18 protein-coding genes and 5 pseudogenes are annotated in these 21,699 nt (G+C 56.3%); 11 read left to right on the forward strand and 12 right to left on the reverse strand.

Going from position 1 to position 21,699, the window contains the following annotated elements; translation table 11 throughout:
- Positions 1-88: 88 nt before the first annotated feature.
- Positions 89-781: pseudogene (gene srpA, locus AACG97_RS15520) on the forward strand (solvent efflux RND transporter periplasmic adaptor subunit SrpA); the annotation flags it as partial.
- Positions 782-909: 128 nt separating this feature from the next.
- Here the strand turns inward: srpA (AACG97_RS15520) and istB are convergent.
- Positions 910-1,665 carry an IS21-like element ISPpu23 family helper ATPase IstB gene (gene istB / locus AACG97_RS15525; protein ID WP_046622600.1) on the reverse strand — a complete coding sequence of 252 codons (756 nt, stop codon included), beginning with the start codon at positions 1,663-1,665 and terminating at the stop codon, positions 910-912.
- 17 nt (positions 1,666-1,682) lie between these two features.
- On the reverse strand, positions 1,683-3,197 hold the full coding sequence (gene istA / locus AACG97_RS15530) for an IS21-like element ISPpu23 family transposase (RefSeq protein WP_058167704.1): 1,515 nt from the start codon (positions 3,195-3,197) through the stop codon (positions 1,683-1,685).
- Positions 3,198-3,400: 203 nt separating this feature from the next.
- On the opposite strand from istA, the pseudogene srpA (AACG97_RS15535) reads away from it, so the two are divergent.
- From srpA (AACG97_RS15535) to AACG97_RS15550, 5 genes and pseudogenes are all read left to right on the forward strand, one after another.
- Positions 3,401-3,865: pseudogene (gene srpA / locus AACG97_RS15535) on the forward strand (solvent efflux RND transporter periplasmic adaptor subunit SrpA); the annotation flags it as partial.
- A 13-nt stretch (positions 3,866-3,878) separates the two neighbouring features.
- Complete coding sequence (gene srpB, locus AACG97_RS15540; protein WP_197886418.1) at positions 3,879-7,025, forward strand: solvent efflux RND transporter permease subunit SrpB; 3,147 nt, start codon at positions 3,879-3,881, stop codon at positions 7,023-7,025.
- Entirely contained in the window at positions 7,015-8,427 is a 1,413-nt protein-coding gene (srpC, locus tag AACG97_RS15545) for a solvent efflux RND transporter outer membrane subunit SrpC (protein WP_197886417.1), read from the forward strand. The genes srpB and srpC overlap by 11 nt, the downstream gene beginning before the upstream one ends.
- Before the next feature lie 112 nt (positions 8,428-8,539).
- Entirely contained in the window at positions 8,540-8,860 is a 321-nt protein-coding gene (locus AACG97_RS28075) for an antibiotic biosynthesis monooxygenase (RefSeq protein WP_356632388.1), read from the forward strand.
- Positions 8,847-9,140 carry a LysR family transcriptional regulator gene (locus AACG97_RS15550; RefSeq protein WP_046482805.1) on the forward strand — a complete coding sequence of 98 codons (294 nt, stop codon included), beginning with the start codon at positions 8,847-8,849 and terminating at the stop codon, positions 9,138-9,140. The genes AACG97_RS28075 and AACG97_RS15550 overlap by 14 nt, the downstream gene beginning before the upstream one ends.
- A 200-nt stretch (positions 9,141-9,340) precedes the next feature.
- On the opposite strand, the gene AACG97_RS15555 is transcribed toward AACG97_RS15550, so the two are convergent.
- Positions 9,341-10,324: an IS5 family transposase gene (locus AACG97_RS15555; protein WP_225786224.1), complete on the reverse strand. Its 984-nt coding sequence runs from the start codon at positions 10,322-10,324 to the stop codon at positions 9,341-9,343.
- 453 nt (positions 10,325-10,777) lie between these two features.
- Here AACG97_RS15555 and tnpA point away from each other — a divergent pair, with 453 nt between their 5' ends.
- The 3 genes and pseudogenes from tnpA to tnpC all read left to right on the forward strand — a co-directional run bounded on the left by tnpA (position 10,778) and on the right by tnpC (position 13,092).
- Positions 10,778-11,110, forward strand: coding sequence for an IS66-like element accessory protein TnpA (gene tnpA, locus AACG97_RS15560; protein ID WP_225786225.1), 333 nt, complete (start codon positions 10,778-10,780; stop codon positions 11,108-11,110).
- Complete coding sequence (gene tnpB / locus AACG97_RS15565; RefSeq protein ID WP_060709095.1) at positions 11,107-11,442, forward strand: IS66 family insertion sequence element accessory protein TnpB; 336 nt, start codon at positions 11,107-11,109, stop codon at positions 11,440-11,442. The genes tnpA and tnpB overlap by 4 nt, the downstream gene beginning before the upstream one ends.
- A gap of 81 nt (positions 11,443-11,523) precedes the next feature.
- Positions 11,524-13,092 (forward strand): annotated as a pseudogene (tnpC, locus tag AACG97_RS15570) (IS66 family transposase).
- 485 nt (positions 13,093-13,577) lie between these two features.
- Here the strand turns inward: tnpC and AACG97_RS15575 are convergent.
- Positions 13,578-13,805, reverse strand: coding sequence for a hypothetical protein (locus AACG97_RS15575; protein ID WP_070086129.1), 228 nt, complete (start codon positions 13,803-13,805; stop codon positions 13,578-13,580).
- A 385-nt stretch (positions 13,806-14,190) separates the two neighbouring features.
- Here AACG97_RS15575 and AACG97_RS15580 point away from each other — a divergent pair, with 385 nt between their 5' ends.
- Complete coding sequence (locus AACG97_RS15580; RefSeq protein WP_225624704.1) at positions 14,191-14,607, forward strand: response regulator; 417 nt, start codon at positions 14,191-14,193, stop codon at positions 14,605-14,607.
- Here the strand turns inward: AACG97_RS15580 and AACG97_RS15585 are convergent.
- From AACG97_RS15585 to AACG97_RS15605, 7 genes and pseudogenes are all read right to left on the reverse strand, one after another.
- The gene (locus AACG97_RS15585; protein ID WP_070086128.1) at positions 14,594-14,998 is read right to left on the reverse strand and encodes a response regulator; all 405 of its coding nucleotides are present in this window, start codon (positions 14,996-14,998) and stop codon (positions 14,594-14,596) included. The genes AACG97_RS15580 and AACG97_RS15585 overlap by 14 nt on opposite strands.
- A gap of 75 nt (positions 14,999-15,073) precedes the next feature.
- Positions 15,074-15,346 (reverse strand): DUF6555 family protein, encoded by a 273-nt coding sequence (locus tag AACG97_RS15590; protein WP_135001830.1) that lies wholly within the window; start codon positions 15,344-15,346, stop codon positions 15,074-15,076.
- A 717-nt stretch (positions 15,347-16,063) separates the two neighbouring features.
- Positions 16,064-16,306, reverse strand: a complete 243-nt coding sequence (locus AACG97_RS28080) for a helix-turn-helix domain-containing protein (RefSeq protein WP_197886571.1) — start codon at positions 16,304-16,306, stop codon at positions 16,064-16,066.
- On the reverse strand, positions 16,303-17,067 hold the full coding sequence (locus AACG97_RS15595; RefSeq protein WP_197886570.1) for a cupin domain-containing protein: 765 nt from the start codon (positions 17,065-17,067) through the stop codon (positions 16,303-16,305). Before AACG97_RS15595 ends, AACG97_RS28080 begins: the two co-directional genes overlap by 4 nt.
- 104 nt (positions 17,068-17,171) lie before the next feature.
- A complete protein-coding gene (locus AACG97_RS15600; protein WP_052743326.1) occupies positions 17,172-17,375 on the reverse strand; it encodes a hypothetical protein in 204 nt (67 codons plus the stop codon).
- Positions 17,326-18,039, reverse strand: coding sequence for an alcohol dehydrogenase catalytic domain-containing protein (locus AACG97_RS28085; RefSeq protein ID WP_225786226.1), 714 nt, complete (start codon positions 18,037-18,039; stop codon positions 17,326-17,328). The genes AACG97_RS15600 and AACG97_RS28085 overlap by 50 nt, the downstream gene beginning before the upstream one ends.
- Positions 18,030-18,515: pseudogene (locus tag AACG97_RS15605) on the reverse strand (transposase); the annotation flags it as partial. The gene AACG97_RS28085 and the pseudogene AACG97_RS15605, both read right to left, overlap by 10 nt.
- Before the next feature lie 459 nt (positions 18,516-18,974).
- Here AACG97_RS15605 and AACG97_RS15610 point away from each other — a divergent pair.
- Positions 18,975-20,002: pseudogene (locus AACG97_RS15610) on the forward strand (IS30 family transposase).
- Positions 20,003-20,089: 87 nt separating this feature from the next.
- Here the strand turns inward: AACG97_RS15610 and AACG97_RS15615 are convergent.
- Positions 20,090-21,679, reverse strand: a complete 1,590-nt coding sequence (locus AACG97_RS15615) for an aldehyde dehydrogenase (NADP(+)) (protein ID WP_197885973.1) — start codon at positions 21,677-21,679, stop codon at positions 20,090-20,092.
- Positions 21,680-21,699: the final 20 nt, after the last annotated feature.

Raw genomic sequence — 21,699 nt, forward strand, 5'->3', positions numbered from 1 at the left:
TGCAGTATCGCATAATGATACACTCTCCCACATCATGATTCAGAAATCAAAAAGCCCTGTCATAGGGGCGGAGAGATGGAGCCAAACGGTGAGACAAAAACGACCTTCGCGTGCATTGCACATAATTCCCCTAACCGCGCTGTTGCTGATTACGGGATGTGGTGAAAAAGAAAAGGTGAGCTCGGTAACTCCTCCACCTGACGTGGGCGTGTACACCGTGCGTTCACAGCCTCTGACCCTGACGACTGACCTGCCAGGTCGAACCTCTGCCTTCCGGGTAGCGGAAGTACGCCCACAGGTGTCGGGAATACTTCAAAAGCGATCGTTTATTGAGGGAACTGAAGTCAAGCTTGGTCAGCAGCTCTACCAGATTGACCCGCGGACTTATGAGGCGCAGTTGCGTCGCGCAGAAGCGAATCGAACGAGTGCAGAAAACCTGGCTCGACGCTATGAAACGCTGTTGAAGACCAAGGCGGTCAGCAAGCAGCAGTACGACGATGCGCTTGCCGCATGGAAACAAGCGGAAGCCGACTACCAGATCGCTCGCATCGACGTTCAGTACACCCGAGTGCTTTCACCGATATCAGGCCGCATCGGTCGCTCGACAGTCACTGAGGGTGCCCTCGTTACTAACGGCCAAGCACAATCGCTCGCCACCGTTACTCAACTGGACCCCATTTATGTAGACGTCACACAGCCGATCACAAAGCTTCTTGGGTTGCAGAAGGCATTGGAGTCAGGTCGTCTTCAGAACACAGGCGAAAACCAGGCTGAGGTGAGCTGCGGATTCCACGCCATCCGGCCACCCAGTCCGCTCTCATCTGGCCAGGCATTCCACGGCCATCTGGCCACCTGTTCCACGGCCATCCGGCCGGGCAGTCGGAGCGCAGCGACGCAGGGGGGGCATTGTTAGTCTGAGGTGCCCGGTGTCGTCAATTTCTTCGTCTGTTTGCGCATCGACTCACCCTTGAGGTTGATCCGATAAGCGTTGTGCACCAGGCGGTCGAGGATGGCGTCGGCCAGAGTCGGATCACCGATCAGTTCGTGCCAGTTGTCCACTGGCATTTGGCTGGTCACGATGGTCGAGCGCTGGCCGTAGCGGTCGTCCAGTAGCTCCAGCATGTCGCGGCGCTGTTCCGCGTTGAACGGGGCCAGACCCCAGTCATCAAGGATCAGCAGGTCGGTCTTGGCATAGCCGCTCATCAGCTTGGCGAAGCGCCCGTCGCCGTGGGCTAGGCCCAACTCTTCCAACAGGCGCGGCAAGCGCAGGTAACGCACGCTGTAACCCTCTCGGCAGGCCTGGTGGGCCAGGGCGCAGGCCAGCCAGGTCTTACCGACGCCAGTCGGGCCGTTGATAATCAGGTTGAGTCCGTCGCGTAACCACTGACCGCTGCTCAGCTGGAGGATCAGCGCCTTGTCGAGTCCGCGCGGGCTGCGGTAGTCGATGTCTTCGAGGCAGGCGTTGTGCTTGAGCCGGGCCTGACGCAGGCGGCTGCTGAGGCGCTTGTCGTCGCGCTCGGTCAGTTCGCGGTCGACCAACAGGCCGAGGCGTTCCACGAAGCTCAGGCTGTCGATGTCGGGGGTTTTCAGTTGCTCGGCGAGTGCCTTGAGCATGCCGGTCAGGCGCAGGGTCTGGAGCTTGTCCAAGGTCGGATGGGGCAGCATGGTGGGATTCCTTGTGTTCAGTGGTAGTAGCCGGGGCCGCGCAGGTTGGCGTGGTCGTCCGGCAGCAGGGGCAGGTGCTGCTGGGCCAGCGGCAGGTTTTCCAGCCCCTGGCGCAGGATCGATTCGAGGCTCTTGTAGCTGCACGCGCCGAGGCTGAGGGCGCGTCGGCAGGCCAGCTCCAAGCGCACTTCGCCATGGGTCTTGCCCAGGCGCAGGATGCCCAGGCAGGCCCGGTAGCCTTGGGTTGGGTGGATGCGCCGTTCGAGGATGTGGCTGATCACGCCGGCGGTGTGCGGCCCGGTCTGCTCGGCCCAGCGGATCAACCGTTGCGGCGTCCACTCGGCATGCTCGCGATGGCTCTTGGGCATGTGCTCGGTCTGTGTGCTATGCCGGCCCTTGTGTGGCGAGCGCAGGTGGCTGGCCACCCGCTGGTTGGCGTGGAAGCACTCGACGGTGCGCGCCGTCAGCCGTACTTCCAGCTGTTTCTTCACCAACTGGTAGGGCACTGAGTAGTAATGCCCATCGACCTCGACGTGATAGTCGATATGCACGCGCGCCTTCTTCCACTCGGCATAGACGTAGGGCTGCTCCGGCAGTGGGCTCAGCGCTGGACGATCCAGGGCTTCGAAGGCCGAGTGCCGGGAGCCCGGCAGCTTGCGAAACGGTCGTCGGTTGAGCCGCTCCAGCAATAAGGCGATGGCGCTGTTGAGTTCGTCCAGGGAGAAGAACTGGCGGTTCCTCAGCGCGGCGAGGATCCAGCGCTCGACCACCTGCACGCCGACCTCAGCCTTAGCCTTGTCGCGCGGCTTACGCGCCCGCGCCGGCACCACCGCCACGCCATAGTGCTCGGCCAGATCGCGGTAGCTCGGGTTGATGTCCGGCTCGTAGCGATGGCTCTTACTCACCGCGCTTCGCAGGTTGTCCGGCACCACGATTTCCGGCACGCCGCCGAGAAAGGCGAAGCAGCGGACATGGGAGCCCAGCCAGTCCGGTAACTGCTGCGACCAAGTGGCTTCGGCGAAGGTGTAGCTGGACGCGCCAAGCACCGCGACGAACACCTGCGCCTGGCGGATCTCGCCGCTGTGGCGGTCGATCACCGGCACCGTCTGCCCGGCGTAGTCGACAAACAGCTTCTCACCGACGCGATGCTCCTGGCGCATCACCACGTCCAGCTTGCCCTGCCAGGCTCGGTAGTGCTCGCAGAACCAGCTGTACTGAAAGCCTTTCGGCTGGCTCAGGCGATACTCCTGCCAGAGCAGCGCCAAGGTCACGCCCGGCCGGCGTAGCTCGGCATGCACCCAAGACCAATCGGGCAATGGCCGTTGCTCGCTGGGCACCGCAGGGGGCGGTGGGAACAGTTGCTGCTCCAGCTCGGAATCGGACAACGAACAGGGCCAGGCTAGACCGCTGGCGGCAAAGCGGTTGAGGTAATCGCCGACAGTGACACGACCGATCTGCACGCTGACGGCAATCTGGCGAGCCGATAGCCCGACCTCGAACTTGAGACGAAGTACTTCGCGAATCTTACGCATGGATAAACGCTCCACGACGACCTCTCTGCTTCGAAAAAGAGGTCGATGGTAGTGAAGAAATCCTGCGTTACTGCCTGCCCGGTTGAGTGGCCGGATGACCGTGGAATCAGTGGTCGGATACGCGTGGAATGGGTGGCCGGATCACCGTGGAATCGGTGGTCAGATGCTTATGGAATGGGTGGCCAGATGACCGTGGAATCCGCAAGGTGAGCCTGACTTTGGATGACGGAAGCGCGTATCCGTTGCAGGGGACTCTGAAGTTTTCAGAGGTCAGCGTTGACCCCACAACAGGTTCTGTGACCCTTCGCGCTGAGTTTCCAAATCCTAATCGCAAGTTACTGCCAGGCATGTTTGTTCATGCTCTGCTGAAGGAGGGTGTGCAGAAGGCTGCGATCCTGGTACCGCAGCAAGCCATCAGCCGAGACACGCGAGGGGTGCCAAGCGTCTGGGTAGTGAACGCCGACAATACCGTCGAGTCTCGTGAGGTTCAGACACTCCGAACTGTGGGCAACGCTTGGCTGATCAGCAAAGGCGTGACCGAAGGAGAACGAATCGTGACCGAGGGTGTTCAACGAGTCCGCAGCGGCATCGCCGTCAATGCGGTAGAGGCCAAAAATGTCAATTTGACAGACGGCTTCGCCGCTATCACTGAAGCCTCGGCTAACTGAGGGGGCACGATTCATGTCTCGTTTTTTCATCGACAGGCCGATTTTCGCCTGGGTTCTCGCTATCGTAGCCATGCTTGCCGGCGCGCTGTCGCTGGCCAAGATGCCGATTAGCCAATATCCAAACATCGCGGCCCCTGCCGTGTCGATTCAAGTCAGTTACCCTGGTGCGTCTGCACAAACCGTTCAGGACACGGTGGTTCAGGTTATTGAGCAACAGCTTAGTGGTCTCGATGGATTCCGATATATGTCGGCTGAGAGTGCCTCTGACGGTAGCATGACCATCATCGTGACCTTTGAACAAGGAACCGATCCGGATATCGCTCAGGTTCAGGTGCAAAACAAGCTGCAGCTGGCGACACCCCGTTTGCCGGAGGAGGTTCAGCGTCAGGGTCTTCGCGTGGTGAAGTACCAGATGAACTTCTTCCTCGTCATGAGCTTGGTGGATCGCTCCGGCAAGCTCGATAACTTCGATCTGGGTAACCTGATTGCTTCACAGCTTCAGGATCCAATTTCGCGCATCCCTGGGGTTGGCGATTTCCAGCTGTTTGGTTCCCCTTACGCGATGCGTATCTGGTTGGATCCTGGCAAGCTCAACAGCTACCAACTGACACCTACCGACGTCGCCAATGCCATTCGAGAGCAGAACGTCCAGGTTTCCTCGGGCCAGCTGGGTGGTTTACCAACTCGCTCAGGCGTGCAACTGAATGCGACCGTTCTCGGCAAAACGCGTATGACAACGCCGAGCCAGTTCGATGAGATTCTGGTCAAGGTGAACGCGGACGGCTCCCAGGTACGAGTGAAGGACGTCGGGCGCGCGGAACTGGGGGCTGACAGCTTCGCCATTTCTGCACAATACAAGGACTCGCCAACCGCAAGCCTGGCGCTTCGTTTGTCCACCGGTGGCAACTTGCTGGAGACTGTAGAAGCGGTCAAGAAGCTGATGGAGCAGCAAAAAGCCTATCTGCCAGACGGTGTAGAGGTCATTTATCCATATGACACAACACCCGTCGTGGATGCTTCAATTGAGTCGGTAGTGCACACCATCTTCGAGGCAGTGGTACTGGTCTTCCTGGTCATGTATCTGTTCCTGCAGAGCTTCCGGGCAACACTGATTCCAACCTTGGCAGTTCCTGTGGTGCTACTCGCCACATTCGCGCTTCTGCCGTACTTCGGCCTCAATATCAACGTACTCACCATGTACGCCATGGTGCTTGCCATCGGCTTGCTGGTCGACGATGCGATCGTCGTGGTCGAGAACGTAGAGCGGCTCATGCACGACGAGCGCTTGACGCCCCTTGAGGCTACACGCAAGTCGATGGACCAGATCTCCGGGGCCTTGGTGGGTATCGGCATGGTGCTGTCGGCTGTATTCGTGCCGATGGCTTTCTTTGGTGGCTCCGCTGGCATCATCTACCAACAGTTCGCGATCACCATCGTGGTCTGCATGGGATTGTCGATCGTTGTTGCTCTTGTGTTCACCCCAGCACTTTGCGTGACCATCCTCAAGGCTCCAGAAGGCGATCACCACCACGAGAAAAAGGGCTTCTTCGGCTGGTTTAACCGAATCTTTGACCGCGGCACGCTGCGCTTCGAACGAGGGGTCGGCGCAATGCTGAAGGGGCGCGGTAGATACCTGCTTGCGTTCTTGCTCATCACTGGAGGAACGGGCTATCTGTTCACTCAGATCCCGAAGGCATTTTTGCCCAATGAGGATCAGGGCTTGATGATGATCGAAGTACGCACACCGGCGAACGCTTCTGCGGAGCGCACCGAGGGTGTACTTCAAGAGGTCCGAGACTACCTGGCTAATGATGAAGGGGCGTTGGTTGAGCACTTCATGACAGTGAATGGTTTCAACTTCGCTGGTCGTGGTCAAAACTCGGGTCTGGTGCTGATCACCTTCAAGGATTGGAAGGATCGTCACGGCGCTGGCCAAGACGTATTCAGCATCGCGCAACGGGCTAACCAGCATTTTGCAAAGATCAAAGATGCCAGCGTCATGGCGTTCGTGCCCCCTGCCATTCTGGAGATGGGCAACGCAATGGGCTTCAACTTGTACCTCCAGGACAACCTTGGTCTTGGCCACGAAGCGTTGATGAACGCTCGCAACCAATTCCTGCAGCTGGCAAGCGAAAACCCCAATCTCCAAGCAGTGCGTCCAAACGGTAAGGACGACGAGCCGCAGTTCCAGGTAAACATCGACGACGAGAAGGCCCGTGCGCTGCAAGTGAGCATCGCGGCAATCAACGAAACGATGTCGGCAGCCTGGGGCTCGATGTACGTCAACGATTTCATCGACCGCGGCCGGGTTAAGCGGGTTTACGTCCAGGGCGAAGATATCTCCCGAATCTCCCCTGAAGACTTCGATAAATGGTACGTGCGCAACAGCCTTGGCCAGATGGTTCCGTTCTCGGCGTTTGCAACCGGTGAGTGGGTGAACGGTTCACCAAAACTGGAGCGCTACGGCGGCATATCCTCCCTGAACATCCTCGGTGAACCAGCCCCTGGATACAGCACTGGTGACGCGATGATTGCCATCGCTGAAATCATGCAGCAGCTGCCAGCAGGCATCGGCCTGAGCTACACCGGTCTGTCTTATGAGGAAATCCAAACTGGGGATCAGGCACCTTTGCTCTACGGATTGACTGTGCTCATTGTGTTCCTGTGCCTCGCCGCACTGTATGAAAGCTGGTCGGTACCGGTCTCGGTGATCATGGTCGTTCCTCTGGGCATCTTGGGTGCGGTATTGGCGACGCTGTGGCGCGACCTGACCGCGGATGTTTACTTCCAGGTCGGCTTGATGACCACTGTTGGTCTGTCGGCTAAGAACGCCATTTTGATCGTGGAATTCGCGAAAGAGCTGTACGAGAAGGAAGGCTATCCGATCGTCAAGGCTGCGATTGAGGCCGCCAAGCTGCGTCTGCGTCCGATTCTGATGACCTCGCTAGCATTCACCTTTGGTGTGCTTCCGATGGCCATCGCCTCCGGTGCAGGGGCTGGTAGTCAGCATTCGATTGCTACGGGCGTGGTCGGAGGAATGATCACCGCAACCGTACTGGCCGTCTTCTTTGTTCCACTGTTCTATGTGGTGGTAGTCAAGTTGTTTGAAGGGTTCATGAAACGAAAGTCACAAACGAAGGAGGTGACTCATGAAGTTTAAGTCGCTCCCCGTGTTTGCGTTGCTGATGCTCGGCGGATGCAGCTTGATCCCCGACTATCAGCAGCCAGCCTCACCTGTACAGGCGCAATGGCCTGCGGGTCAGGCTTACGAAGGACAAGAGGATCAGCGGGGTGCCGCAGCGGCTCTTCCACAGACAAAGGAGTTCTTCAAAGATCCAGCGCTGGTCCGCCTCTTAGGTGTGGCGCTTGATAACAACAGAGATCTTCGGATCGCTGCCAAAAATGTTGAATCTTACAGGGCGCTCTACCGCATCCAGAGAGCGGAGCGGTTTCCCACGCTTGATGGCGATGCATCCGGAAATCGAACCCGTTTACCGGACGACTTGTCCTCCACAGGCGACTCTCGTATCGACAGCCAGTACCAAGTTGGCCTGGTAACTGCCTATGAGCTGGACTTGTTTGGCCGTATCCAAAGCTTATCGAGCCAAGCGCTTGAGAAGTATCTGGCTACAGAGGAAGCGCAGCGCAGCGTTCAGATCGCCCTCATAAGCGATGTGGCTACCACTTATTTTCTGTGGCGAACTGACCAAGCGCTTTTGGAGCTGACGGACGCCACGCTGACCAGCTATGTTGAAAGCTTGGCAATGATCGACTCCAGTGCAGCAGCAGGCACTTCGTCTGAGCTAGATGTTCGACAGGCCAGGACTTTGGTTAACCAAGCCCAGGCTCAGCAGGCCTTGTACACCCGACGTATCGCGCAGGATGTGAACGCACTGCAATTGTTGCTGGGCAGCAAGATTCCATCTGATTTGCCGCACGGCTCGCCATTGGCCATGAGCGCCCTAAGTAAGGTTCCAGCGGGGCTACCAGCGGATCTGCTGCTCAACAGACCAGACATTCGTGCCGCTGAACATCAACTTCTGGCCGCAAATGCCAATATCGGCGCGGCTCGTGCGGCCTTCTTTCCCCGCATTAGCCTGACAGCTTCAGTGGGTTCAGCAAGCAGCGATCTGGACGGCTTGTTCAACGGCGGATCCGACAACTGGAGCTTCGCCCCACAAATTAGTGTGCCGATCTTCAATGCAGGAAAGTTGCGAGCCAATCTCGATTACGCAGAAATTCAGAAAGATGTGAATGTTGCGACCTACGAAAAGAGTATCCAAACAGCTTTTCGAGAGGTGGCCGATGGACTCGCTGCGAGGGGAACATTTGGCAAGCAACTTAGCGCCCAACGCGAGCTAGTCGACAACTATAAATCATACTTTGACCTAGCTCAGCAGCGATATAACCAGGGTATTGATAGCTATTTGACTGTATTGGATGCTCAGCGCGAGCTATTCGCCTCACAGCAGAAGCTGTTAAACGACCAGCTTGATCAAATCAACAGTGAAGTGCAACTTTATAAAGCGCTTGGTGGCGGCTGGCATATGAGCCAAAACTGAAATTATGGGCAGCGACTTGCTATAGCGCTGCCCGTATTTCAAGAAAATACTTAAACGCTTTTTCGATCCAAAGTGGTGAGTCATCACCAATGTTTATTCGAGAGGAATAGCAATGGAGTTGATATCAGTAAGCGCATTAGAAATCCGCTTTGACAACCGTCCTGACGATGATGTTCTTCTAGTCATTGACGAGCTGGTCAATGTGCTCCGAACAGAGCCGGGCTGCATGAACCATTCAATAATTGCGCCACACAAAAATTTCAGCTCGATGATCATAAGCGGCTTTTGGAATGATCAAGAACATATGATAGAACAATTCTCAAGCTCTAGTTTCACAGCGCTGATGGAGTGCTTGACATCCAATTGCCGAAGCATCTCCTTTAGATCCTTATTTATGGAAACCAATATGCGGGGTCAACATGCAGAACCTTGAGAAAATTTTGCTGGAAGCAGATCTGCATAGCCTGATCACTTTTTTGGTGGTTTATCGTGAGGGCGGTGTAACAAGAGCTTCTGAACGTTTGGGGGTGAAGCAGCCAGCAATCAGTAACACTATAGCCAAGCTTCGCAAACGATTTGGCGACGAGCTTTTTCTGGGCAGGCGCGCTTGGATACCAACAAAGCGGGCCGATCAGCTCGCCATCACTCTAGAGCCTGCATTCCACACCTTGCAAGAAGCGCTTGCTACACTGGATGCACAGCGCATTGGATAATGCCTATTCACTAGGCATATCAAACGCCACTTTGTAGACAATTTCAGCTTCTGAAAAAACGGGGACGAAAAAAACTATGGCCTAAGGAAACTCCGAACAAGTTACTCATCATCCGAAAATGGACGGCTTGGGAACGCCGAAAAGCCCGATTTCAGACGCTGATTATTGGATAATCAAGGCAACGCCTTGGTTATCTGCCCTCACGGGCGCACCTCTCCCGCAGTGGGCCGTAATTTCCGGCGCACCATCCACAGATTCGACAGGGCAAACAGCGTGGTCAGTTGCGCCGTGTTCTTGGCCAACCCACGGAAGCGGGTTTTCACATAACCGAACTGGCGCTTGATCACTCGAAAGGGATGCTCGACTTTCGCCCGTGTCTGCGCTTTGACCTTCTCGATCTGACGTTTGGCTTTGTAGAGAACACTGCGTTTGCTCAAGTGCTTGTAGGTGCTGCGTCGCGCAGCGATCTGCCAGATCACTGGCCGACCGTCGTGCTCAGGCCGTTTCTCTTCGCCGGTGTAGCCCGCATCGGCACAGACAACGTTTTCGTCACCGTGCAACAGATAAGCGACCTCCGTCACGTCAGCTACGTTGGCGGCGGTGCCGTGGACGTGATGCACCAGACCCGACTCAGCATCGGCGCCGATATGCGCTTTCATGCCGAAGAAGTATTGGTTGCCTTTCTTCGTCTGGTGCATTTCCGGATCGCGCTTGCCTTCTTTGTTCTTGGTCGAGCTGGGCGCGTGGACGATGGTGGCGTCGACAATCGTGCCCTGGCGCAACGACAGGTCTTTGTCTTGCAGGTAGTTGTTGATGGTTTCCAGAATCCCAGCCGCGAGCTGATGCTTCTCCAGCAGGTGCCGGAAATTCATGATCGTCGTGTCTTCGGGGATCGGCGCGTTGAGCGTCAGTCGAGCAAACTGGCGCATCGACGTGATTTCGTACAGCGCTTCTTCCATGGCTGGATCGCTCAGCGAAAACCAGTTTTGCAGCAGGTGGATACGCAGCATGGTTTCCAGTGGGTACGGCTTGCGGCCACCGCCAGCCTTTGGGTAATGCAGCTCGATCAATGCCAGCAAACCGCTCCACGGTACCACCTGTTCCATCTCGGCCAGGAAACGCTCACGGCGGGTTTGCTTGCGCTTACTGGCGTACTCGAAATCGGAAAAGCTCATCTGACTCATGGGATGGAGGGTTTGGAGAGGGCAGTTGGACGGAGGGCTATTTCAGCACAGGTCAGACGGCCTGTGGTGACTTGATCGGAGAGTCCTTAACGGCCATAGTAAAGGGAGGTTTTTATTCCAGACCAAGGAACCAAGAGGCCATTACGTGCTATTTGAAGACGCAATGACTAGATAGATTTTGGAAAAAAGCCGCCTGCAGGCAAGCGGCAACACCAAAGGGGCAAATGAAGGACACTCGGCTGGTACAAAGAGGGAAACCGGGCCTCACTTCATCGACAACCACAATAATGGAAAGCCTCTAACCTGTGAAATCGAACCTACTAATAGTGACTATCGATACGCCTGTTAACGGTATCCGTCCGGCCAACACATCTTCCTGACGCAACCGCCGAAGGCCATGGTGTCCACCTAATTTAAGTGGACACCTTTTCTGGCCTATCAAGCGGATTTTCCATGCACCCTCAGCGCCGTACCTACAGCAAATCTTTCAAAGCCCAGGTCATCCAGGAGTGTTCCGAGACCGGTGCCTCCATCGCCAACATCGCCTTGGGTTACAGCCTCAATGCCAACCTCGTTCACAAATGGATTCGGCTGCACAATCAGAAAACCACGGCTGTTCAGCCTGCGTTCATCCCGCTGCATCCGCAGATGCTCGGCGTTGGAACGCATGCTCAGCCCTCCGCTATCAGCCTTGAAATCCAGCACCCGCGCACACCCATCAAGATGACTTGGCCAGTGGACAGCGCAGCCGCCTGCGCAAGCTTTCTTCGGGAGCTGTTGCGATGATTCGTATCGATATCATCTGGCTTGCCACCGAGCCGATGGACATGCGCGCCGGCACCGACACCGCCATGGCCCGGGTGATTTCAGTGTTCGGTGCGGCGCAGCCGCACTGCGCTTATCTGTTCGCCAACCGCCGCGCCACCCGCATGAAAGTCCTGGTGCACGACGGATTGGGCATCTGGTTGGCGGCACGCCGGCTCCATCAAGGTAAATTCGCCTGGCCTGGCACGCGTCACGGCTCGCAAATGGAGCTGAGCACCGAACAGCTACACGCCTTGATACTGGGCTTGCCATGGCAGAGAGTTGGCCCCGGAAACGCCATTTCCATCCTCTAAGTCGAACCTTGCCCCATCCGGCAGCGCAATTGTCCGATCAGCCTGTCGTTCTGTTTACGCTGATCTGGCAAGATCGGCGGCATGACTTCGATCCCCGACCTTGACCAATTGAACTCCGAACAACTGCGCGCTCTGGCGGCGCAGTTGCTGCAGCGCGTCTCAGTGCTCGACGAGCAAGTCGAGACGATGGGCAAGACCGTTCAGGTCATGGACAAGAAGATCCATCACGACAAAACGCTGATCGAAAAACTCAGCCACGAGATCGCCCAGCTCAAGCGCTTCAAGTTCGCCAAGCGCAGCGAGCAAATGAGCCCGGAGCAGGCCAGTTTGCTCGACGACCTGATCGACACCGATATCGCTGCCATTGAAGCGGAGCTGGAGTCGCTGCAAGTTACTCCGGCACCCATCCAGGAAAAGCAGAAACCCAAGCGTCGCGCCTTGCCGCCAGAGTTTCCCCGCACGCTGATCCATCACGAGCCGGACAACACGGAGTGCGCCTGTGGTTGTGCGCTCAAACGCATCGGTGAAGATGTCAGCGAGAAGCTCGATTACACACCTGGCGTGTTCACCGTGGAGCGCCATATCCGTGGCAAGTAGGTCTGCGACAGTTGCGAAACACTGATCCAGGCGCCGGTGCCAGCGCAGGTGATCGATAAGGACATTCCGACTGCGGGCTTGTTGGCCCACGTCATGATTGCAAAGTTTGCTGACCACCTACCGCTGTACCGTCAGGAAGCCATGTTTGGCCGCGCCGGCCTGGCTATCCCGCGTTCGACCCTCGCCCAATGGGTTGGCACCTGCGGTATGCAGTTGCAGCCACTGGTCGATGCGCTGCGCGAAGTGGTGCTTGAACAGCCGGTCATTCACGTTGATGAAACGCCGGTGCAAATGCTCATGCCGGGCACCAAGAAAACCCATCGCTCCTACGTTTGGGCTTACGCCACCAGCCCGTTTTGCGAAACCTCGGCTGTTGTTTACGACTTCAGCCTCAGCCGGGCCGGCGAGCATGCGCGTAACTTCCTGCAAGACTGGAAGGGCAAGCTGGTCTGCGATGATTTCGGCGGTTACAAGGCCAGCTTCGAACTCGGCGTGACTGAAATCGGCTGCATGGCCCATGCCCGACGCAAGTTCTTTGAACTGCATGCGACACACAGGAGCACGCTGGCTGAACAAGCCTTGCGTTACATGCAGGCGTTGTACGAGATCGAGGGGGAAATCAAGGATCTGGAGCCGGACATACGCCGCCGAATACGGCAAGAAAAGGCGGTACCGGTGATGGATGCCTTGCATGCCTGGATGGTTGCCCAGCGCGACATCGTGCACAACGGTTCGGCCATTGGCAAAGCCTTGGATTACAGCTTGAAACGCTGGACGGCGTTGTCGCGGTATCTCGATGACGGGGCTGTAGCCATTGATAATAATTGGTGTGAAAACCAGATACGGCCTTGGGCGCTGGGGCGCAAGAACTGGCTCTTCGCAGGGTCACTACGCAGCGGCAAACGCGCCGCTGCGATCATGAGTTTGATCCAGTCGGCCCGAAACAATGGGCACGACCCGTATGCCTATCTGAAAGATGTGCTGACGCGCCTGCCTACGCAGCGGGCAAATGAGATTGCAGCGCTGCTGCCGCATAGGTGGCGTCCGGCTTAGTCGTGCAAGACGGTTTGCCCGTACGCTTACAGTGCGAGTGCGTAATCATGCTAAGAAATATTTTGGTAGCCGAAGACGATGAGATCCTCCGTGACCTAGCGGTGGAATTTTTGGCGTCACTACCAAGTGTAGAGGTGACCGAATGCGCGTCTGCTGACGACGCGATGCGCCTGCTGTCTGGAGGCTTGAACGTGGCTCTCGTATTCAGTGACGTGCATATGCCTTGAGAGCTGGATGGCCTTGGTTTGGCTCTTGAGATCTGGCAACGGTGGCCGACACTCCCTGTGTTGCTGACATCAGGTGACATCAGCCCTCGTGCTGAAGAACTGCCGGCGAATACGACGTTCCTTGCAAAACCTTGGTCGCTGGCAGCGTTGACTAGCGCTCTTCAATCCCGCCTTCCAGGACTCGAAGCAGATTGAATTCTTTACCGTTATGACTGCAGCGAGACCGGGCCAAGCGATGTCAGCAGATCCTAACAGTAGCTAGTGCCTCTGTTCCCAAAGTCTGATGTGGCGAGCAGCTTGCTGAATTTGCTCCACGGCCCCCTTGGCCCGGGCTTTATCCACCCACGGCCAGGAATCCTTCATGAGCAAACCACCGATGGCACGAAGGCGCACGTCTTCGGTATCAAGCATCAGCAGTTTGGAGGCGGAGAGCACTGCGTAAAGAGCCTGCTCCAACTCCATGATTTTTTCTTGTTGATCGTTCATTAGATGCTCCCTCTTGCCTATGGTCTTGGGTAAATAATCTCCCAATGCTTCATCGAAGGACTCGAAACCGGCATGAGATGTTGAGCAGGTCTTTCGTTGCCCCGACGGAATGCAACTGGCTTGAGCAACAGAACCCTATGCACGAAATTTTGCGACTCTCCCTCGAGGCAAAGCGGTTCAGTGGCAGGGGTACGGCGGAATACGCAGGAACCTCTAATCGAGGCGATGAAATGGCGCATTCGTCGTGTCATAAGAATTTTTGCGATCACAACGGAATTTTCAGGCGGTTCACGATATCGTAATGCCATCGCACGCCATGTCGGTCTCGAGAAGACTGGCGACAGGAGGTCAGTCTCATTCCGGCGTGCTCTAAGTGAGCTACTTGATGAACGCCTCAATTCACCCCGTTTCTCCGCCCCACGTACTGCTTGTAGAAGATGAACCGGCCCTCAATGACTTGGTAGCAATGATGCTTGAAGATATGGGCGCGCGGGTCACCAGCGTTCGCACCGCTGACGAAGGGCTACTCGCGTTACGATCCCAGAATTGGACGCTACTGATCACCGACGTAAGAACGCCAGGCCACATCACCGGACTGGATCTGGCCATGGAAGCGAAGCAGCTGTTCCCGATGACGGGAGTCATCGTGATGAGCGGGCATTACGATCCCGTCGGCACGCCATTGCCACGCGGCATCAGCTTTTTGCCGAAGCCCTGGCCCCTGAATACTTTCTTTGAAATGGTCGGCCCTCAACTATACGGTCACGTCCCCAGCGATGCGATCAACGCTAACCTTGAATGACCCTGGCTGATATCGCTTGTCTGATTGCCGAAATCAGTTCTTCTAGCGACCACGGTTTGAAGAGATAGATGTTATCGGGATTCTGCTCGCTGATTTCCAGCCGGAATCCCGAGGTGAGGATCGCCGGGATGCTTGGCCATTTCTCTTGGGCCATGGCAAGAAGCTCCATTCCTTTTATGCTCCCTGGAACGCCGTGGTCAGCGATGATCAGCGAACAATCGCCATGGCTGTTTAGCAGGTTAACCAGGGCATCCTCAGCATTGTCGAATGCCACACAGTCCCCACCAAGCTCGGTGACGATGTCGAAAAGAATCGTCCGAAGAGTAACGTCGTCCTCAACCACCAGGATCTTGAGACCGTCCAACGACAGTCCTTCCGTCTCGAATTCCATCAGGCCTCCCGCCTATGAAAAACCGACTCTTTCATATTCAGAGGAACCGGTCGAGGGTGTCAAATCGCCATCAACCTAATCTGAAGTCTGTGTGGCGCTCTGTGCAATCACAGCAGGTTTCTGTCCGGATAATCGCCACGTGACGTTGGATATCCCGAACCGCTCTGCGGTTGCTCGGTCGACCTTGCGTATGTTTTTTTGGCCGAATCGAGGGATCACGCCTACACCGGCATCGCAGCTAGCCCAGTGCCAAGCCTCAGGAACCGTCATATGCTCCGAGCGGACAACAATATTCCGATGATTCCCTCTGAGATCGTACTCGACGATGAAAAGTTGTGGGGCTTGCATAACTGAATCTCCTAGATACCTGCAAATGAGCGCGAAGCGGGAGAGCAAAAAATCGGCCTGCGACGGAGCCTTCGCCAGTCTCAGCTTTAAGGTTGTAGCATGCGATGTTGGATTCGCTCACGCTGATTGGGGGTTGTTCTACACGAGCATAGCCAACACTTGCTCAGGCAAACATCTGTTCCCGATACCGCGTGGTAAATGAAGTACCGCTTACCAAACGATGGGCCATTGCCTTTGAACCCGGACAAGGTCATGACGCCTCATAGGAGCTATGTAAGGGCAAGGACACGCTTGAGGTGCAGGTGAGAGGGCAACTGGTGTTCTACAACGCTAATTAGATGTTGGCTGCTGAATTGAGGGATTTTGGTCTCGCGTCCCTCCCTCTGGCTCTTGTTCAACCACATGTCGAGGCAAAACGCCTACTATGCCCATAGACGCCAGTCCTCGCTCGCAGAGCGTTGCGCACCCGCTAGCCGGATCGTCCGCTTTGGGGCTACTTCTGCCGGTCAAGACGTACCCGTGCGCTGGGCCGAATCCGATGCAAAGGGCTGATCAAATCAAATGCAAACAGGTCGTCAAATCACTGCAATCAATGAGACTTGCGCAAGGTGAGTTGGGCGGACGCTTACTGTTAACGTACTCGATAAATACCCTCCTGCAAACAAGGCGCAGGGTTAACCTTAGAAGTTGGTGATGAAAAATATGGAGTAGAGCTCATTAGCTCCCTCGCCGCCTGAGCGTCATGGACGGTGATTCTCCGAATCGCTGTTTATATTCAGCGGAAAATCGACCGAGATGAGTAAATCCCCATTTCAATGCCGTGGACGACACCTCCCCCCCAAAAAGCTGCTTAGCTTCGAGCTCGACACGAACGCGTTGCAGGCGAATTTCCTTTAACCATTGCATAGGCGATAGCCCACGACAACGTTGAAAACTCAGCTGAACTGTTCGAGCAGTCACGCCAGCGTGTGTTGCAATTTGGGAGATCGTAAGGGGCTCTTGCGCATGCCTTCCATGAACTCCTCAATCATCCGAACAACCGCAGGGACTACTTTCTTTTCTGCCGACTCACGCAGCGCCTGGCTGTGGTTACTTTCATGAAACTCGAGCAAAGAAGAGGCCAGCACCTCACCAATTTGCCTTTCTAAATAAGATGAAAGTAATGACTTGGACGATAGCTGGCTGTAAGCCCAGCCCAGTGTCTGCAGCCAATTCTGACCGGCTAAAGTATCCGTGGGCAGATGCGGCTGAAAGTAAATGTCTTGCTTGATACTCCTCCCCAGCTGACGTTGAAGCATGGTTTCCAGCAGCGTTCGGTCTATGCGCACGAGCAGCTTGTCAGTGCCAGGAAAATGATTGAAGAAGGTGTGCTGGTGGTAGTTGAAAACAGTGCCATGTCCCGGGTTGCAGGTGAGGCGCAACTGATCACTGATCACGTGCTCATGTCCAGTGAGGACCGACTGGACCAGTACGATGTCATCCAGCTTCCCTGGATTGATCGCGACCTCTCCCCCGAAGGACATTCTGGCAACCCCAGCCTCGCCGGCTGATCGATGAAAAAATCGAGCTTTGAAGTCTGCTCCCTTTTTCTCAAGCCGGTTCTTGCAGAACATCCGCTCACCGCACAGCACCGCCTGCTCTAGGTCGGACGACTCGCATACGCTGAAATCCGCTAGGATCTGATCAGGAGGTATGAACGGCGCGACATTGGGCCAGGCCATGGAACGCCCTCGAAAACGGCAATGACTTATACGAGCAACCTAGAACAAAAGCGAGTTGAGAACAACGTCATGGCGACGATCTGTGTCGTCGCCATGCTTCGCCGTTACTCGTGCACGATGTGGTAGTTCAAGAAGCCGTTCGCATCGGTTTGGATGTCTTCAAGGGCTTGGTTGAGCTGGTCCAATGTGTAGGGGCGAGGTACCCACTGATTGGTGTCGAGCAAACCTGCTCTGATCAACGCCATCAACTCCTGAGCTTCAGCCGTGGTGAACCATAGGGAGCCGATGTACTGAAGCTGGGTGCACATGAACGGGTGTGGATCGATCGGAATAGGTCCGCAGGAGTCCTCGCGCTAAGCGTATCAACAATGGCATCAACTCCAAACGGAGACATTTCACGAATGCTTGGGTACAAATCGGTATTCGTGATCTGCAGGGTGCGAGGGTGCGAATGCGCTTTGCCGCCAGTTGGCGAAGTCGTTCGAGTACAGCCCCATCTCGTGCTGCCACAATGACGTCCGTCACGCCCATCGCCACTGCGGCAAGAGTCGCACCGATACCCAAGGTTCCAGAGGCCCCCAGTATCAGCAAGCTCTTACCTGGTGTGAGTTCGAGCTTTTTCAACGCAGAGTAAGCAGTACCTAGGTATCCAAGACGCGTGGCTACTTCAAACGGCAAGTCATCAGCGAACGTGATCAGGTTACGTGCAGGTGCTCGGAGATACTGGGCGTCCCCTGCATGGCGATACTCGCGGAATACCTCTTTCGACGTCGGGCTAAATCCGAAATAGCCCATGAAGGTGTAGCTAGCACACCGCGTCGGAAGCCCGGCCAGGCACTGTTTGCAGCTACCGCAACTCAGTCCTGGATTGACATACACCCGATCACCTTCCTTGAAATCCTTCACAGAGCGGCCAACCGATACCACGGTGCCAGCGGCGTCCAACCCGAACACAGCAGGCAGCTCCACCATCGAAAGGTTTTATAGACGTTGTCCCAATGCGGAAACTCATGAGGCAGCATTCGCCATGAGCATCCCGTGCGCACGACATAGCAGCACGCTTCCAAAAGCGTCCGTCGGGAGTGACGAGGCGGCACGCCACGGCCTCCCGAGACTTCAAACAAATCAGCGACCAGCGTCCATTCTGCGTCCGTCAGACAACTGGGGTAGCGCTGTTCCGGCAACTGACGCCGATGGGCCTCGGTGTAACCATAAGACTTACGAGGCTCGGGTGGCTGGAAGCTACCTTTGGCTCGTTCCTTTACACGAACGATCCCGGCCAGCTTGAGTGCTTTGGCAAAGGTGTCGGGATGAGCGGTGATACCCGTTTCAGCATGGAATGCTTGCGCCAGTTCGGCTTGGCTGGAATAGGGTTGCGCATGAGCGAGTCTGGTCAGCAGAGGGTAATGCTCCGCAGCGATTACGGGCGGGCGTCCGGTTTTAGGCATGGTGCAATGCTGTGTAGGCAAGGGACAAGCAGCTTACTTTATTTTGTCTACACCCTCCTAATCGAGCGGATTGACGATCCTGTTTTGTAAACCAAGCGGCGCAATGATATCCGCAGGGGCTTTGTTAAAGATTGATGAAGCATCTGTAGCAACGGTAGCCTGCAATAGCAGACCCTGTAGTTGCGAGGATCAACAATGGCCTGGCCCTGCACGCCCAGCCACCACTGCACTTTGAACAGCAACGCGGCGACCAACGCGCTAGTCAGACCTCCATAGGCGAGGCCAACCAGAGGAAACAGACGAGCCCCGAAACCTGCACTTTGCCCGTGCCAATTGTCGCTCAGGCAAAACGGGCAATGATTGGAGCTTGGCGAATAGCTCCAGAAACCCGCGTGGTGTATGGGGGCGGCGGCAAAAATTAAGTGCAACACCTGACCTTTCCGGTACGGTGCTGCCCCTATGTCTTATACCGAACTCAGCGTTGAAGAGCGCGTCACCATTCAAATCAGTCATGCCCAAGGCTTCAGCCTGCGTAGGATTGCCTGCTTGATCAACCGATCCCCTTCGACCATCAGCCGGGAGCTGCGCCGCAATCGAGATGTCTGTGGCGGCTACTCGGCCCACGCGGCCCAGCAGCAGATGCAGGCTCGCCGCCAGGTGTGTCGACCGAAGCGAAAGCTGTTGCGGGGTGGTGAGCGCTTCGAGTTGGTGGCGCATATGCTCCGTGAGCGTTTGTCTCCCGAGCAGATTGCCGGCAAGCTGCGCAGCATGAACATTCCCAGCCTCAGAGATGCCTACGTCTGTCGCGAGACGATCAATAACGCGATCTATGCCCTGCCGGTCGGTGAACTGCGCAGGAGCTGATCATCTGCCTGCGGCAAAGCAAGACGACACGCCGACCGCGCTCTGGTGGCGTGGATCGGCGCGGCCAGACTCCCGAGATGGTCAGCATCCATGTGCGCCCACCGGAGATCGAAGACCGGCTGATGTCAGGGCATTGGGAAAGCGACTTGATCAAGGGCAAAGCCAACGCCTCGTGTGTAGGCACGCTGGTGGAGCGAACCAGTGGCTACCTGGTGCTGGTGAAGATGAACGACGCGACGGCGACCTCGGCGATGGAAGGCTTCAGTGCAGCGCTCAATGGCATGCCGCTGGCGATGCGCAAGAGCATGACCTACGACCAGGGTCGAGAAATGGCGCGGCATGCTGAAATCACCCAGCAGACTGGGGTGGCGATTTACTTCTGCGACCCGCACAGCCCTTGGCAGCGCGGTAGTAACGAAAACATCAATGGCCTGATCCGCCAGTTCCTGCCCAAAGGCACAGACCTGTCGGTACACAGCCAGGAAGAACTGAATGCCATCGCACTGCAACTGAACATGCGTCCGCGTAAGCGCTTCGACTTCAAATGCCCAATCGAGGTTATGGGCGAGGTGATGCAGAAGGCCATGGTTATGCGGCATGATGCTCCAGCTTCAATTCAATGACCGTGTTGCACTCAGCTCCTGCAACCGCCATTTGATCAATTGGATGCCAGCAGCCACGGCTGCGTGTGGCTGCTGGCATTTTTTGCTCTAGCCTTTCCGAGCAGTGGTTTTTCCGTCTACCAGGCGCCAGATATTCAAAGGGTTATTTTGCTTCAATGCATCTGGGAGGAGGACATTTGGCAAGTTTTGATAGCAAACAGGACGAAGGAAGCGGTCGATTGCAGTCGAGCCAACCGACGTTGTGCGGCTGTCAGAGGTAGCAGGGAAAGCACCGCCGTGTACCATGGAGTCACATACCTCCACGCCGGTTGGGAAGCCGTTGACCAATACTCGGCCAGCTTTCTTTTCCATGGCTTGCACCAAACCTTGAGCAATCGTCAAGTCCTCATCTTCAAGATGAAGTGTCGCAGTCAGTTGACCCTCGATGGACTTGGCGAACGCGAGCATTTCGTTGACGTTTTGGCAACGGATGACGATGGCTGCAGGGCCAAACACTTCCTCCAAGAGTTGTGCATTGGCTGCGACGCTTTCAAAGGTCGTTTGATAGAGATGCCCCTGTGCCTGTGTGGCTCCGAGATCAGGCTGGCCTGAAGCAACGGCCTGAACGCAGGACTGACTGGTGATGCGATCAATCCCTTGCGAATAGGCAGAATGAATGCCGGGAGTCAGCATGGTTTGCGGAGCCTTGTCGCCCAGATGCGCTCCGGCCTTGTCCAAGAAGGCTTCCAGGTCAAGGCCATCGACTGCAAGCACGATGCCTGGGTTGGTGCAGAACTGGCCTGCGCCCATTACCAGAGCGTCGATGAAGCCGGTGGCGATGGACTCTGCCCGAGCTGACAGTGCACCCGGCAGGAGGAATACCGGGTTGATGCTGCTCATTTCGGCGTAGACCGGGATGGGTTCAGGCCGCGCTGCTGCTGCCCGCATCAATGCCAGGCCACCGCTACGTGAGCCGGTGAAACCTACAGCTTTGATAGCCGGGTGCGATACCAGCTGCTGTCCTACATCATTGCCATCACCGACAATCAGCGAGAACGTTCCCTCAGGCAATTCAAGGCGCTTCGACGCTTCCTGGATCACTCGCCCTACGAGCTCGGAGGTTCCTAGGTGAGCGCGGTGAGCTTTCACGACAACAGGGCAACCTGCGGCCAATGCAGAAGCGGTATCGCCACCTGCGACGGAGAATGCGAGCGGGAAGTTACTTGCACCGAAGACGGCGACAGGCCCCAGCGCAATTTTGCACATGCGCAGGTCGGGGCGTGGAAGCGGCTGACGATCTGGCAGAGCCGAGTCAAGTGTCGCATCCTGCCAACGGCCTTGGCGAAGAACAGATGCGAAAAGTCGCAGCTGACCCACGGTGCGCCCACGCTCGCCTTCAAGTCGAGCCATGGGCAGTCCGGTTTCGAGGTGGGCACGCTCAGTCAGGGTCGAGCCCAGCCCAACGATACCTTCCGCAATTTCCTCGAGGAAACGAGCACGCAGTTCAGGTGCGGCGGAGCGGAACGAGTCAAACGCCTGCTCAGCCAGCTCGCAGACCTCGCTCACCAAAGCCCCGCTTGCGCAGTTGAACACTGGGCTAGGAATTGGTTGTTGGTCGTGAGGATTGATCGCATAGAGCTCACGGCCTTCGCCGCGCACCGCTCGATAACCGATTAGTTGTTCACCTGTGAGTTGCATATATCTACTCCGAAAACTTG

This window comes from Pseudomonas sp. Nvir, from assembly GCF_963778085.1.
Taxonomy (GTDB): Bacteria; Pseudomonadota; Gammaproteobacteria; order Pseudomonadales; family Pseudomonadaceae; genus Aquipseudomonas; species Aquipseudomonas juntendi.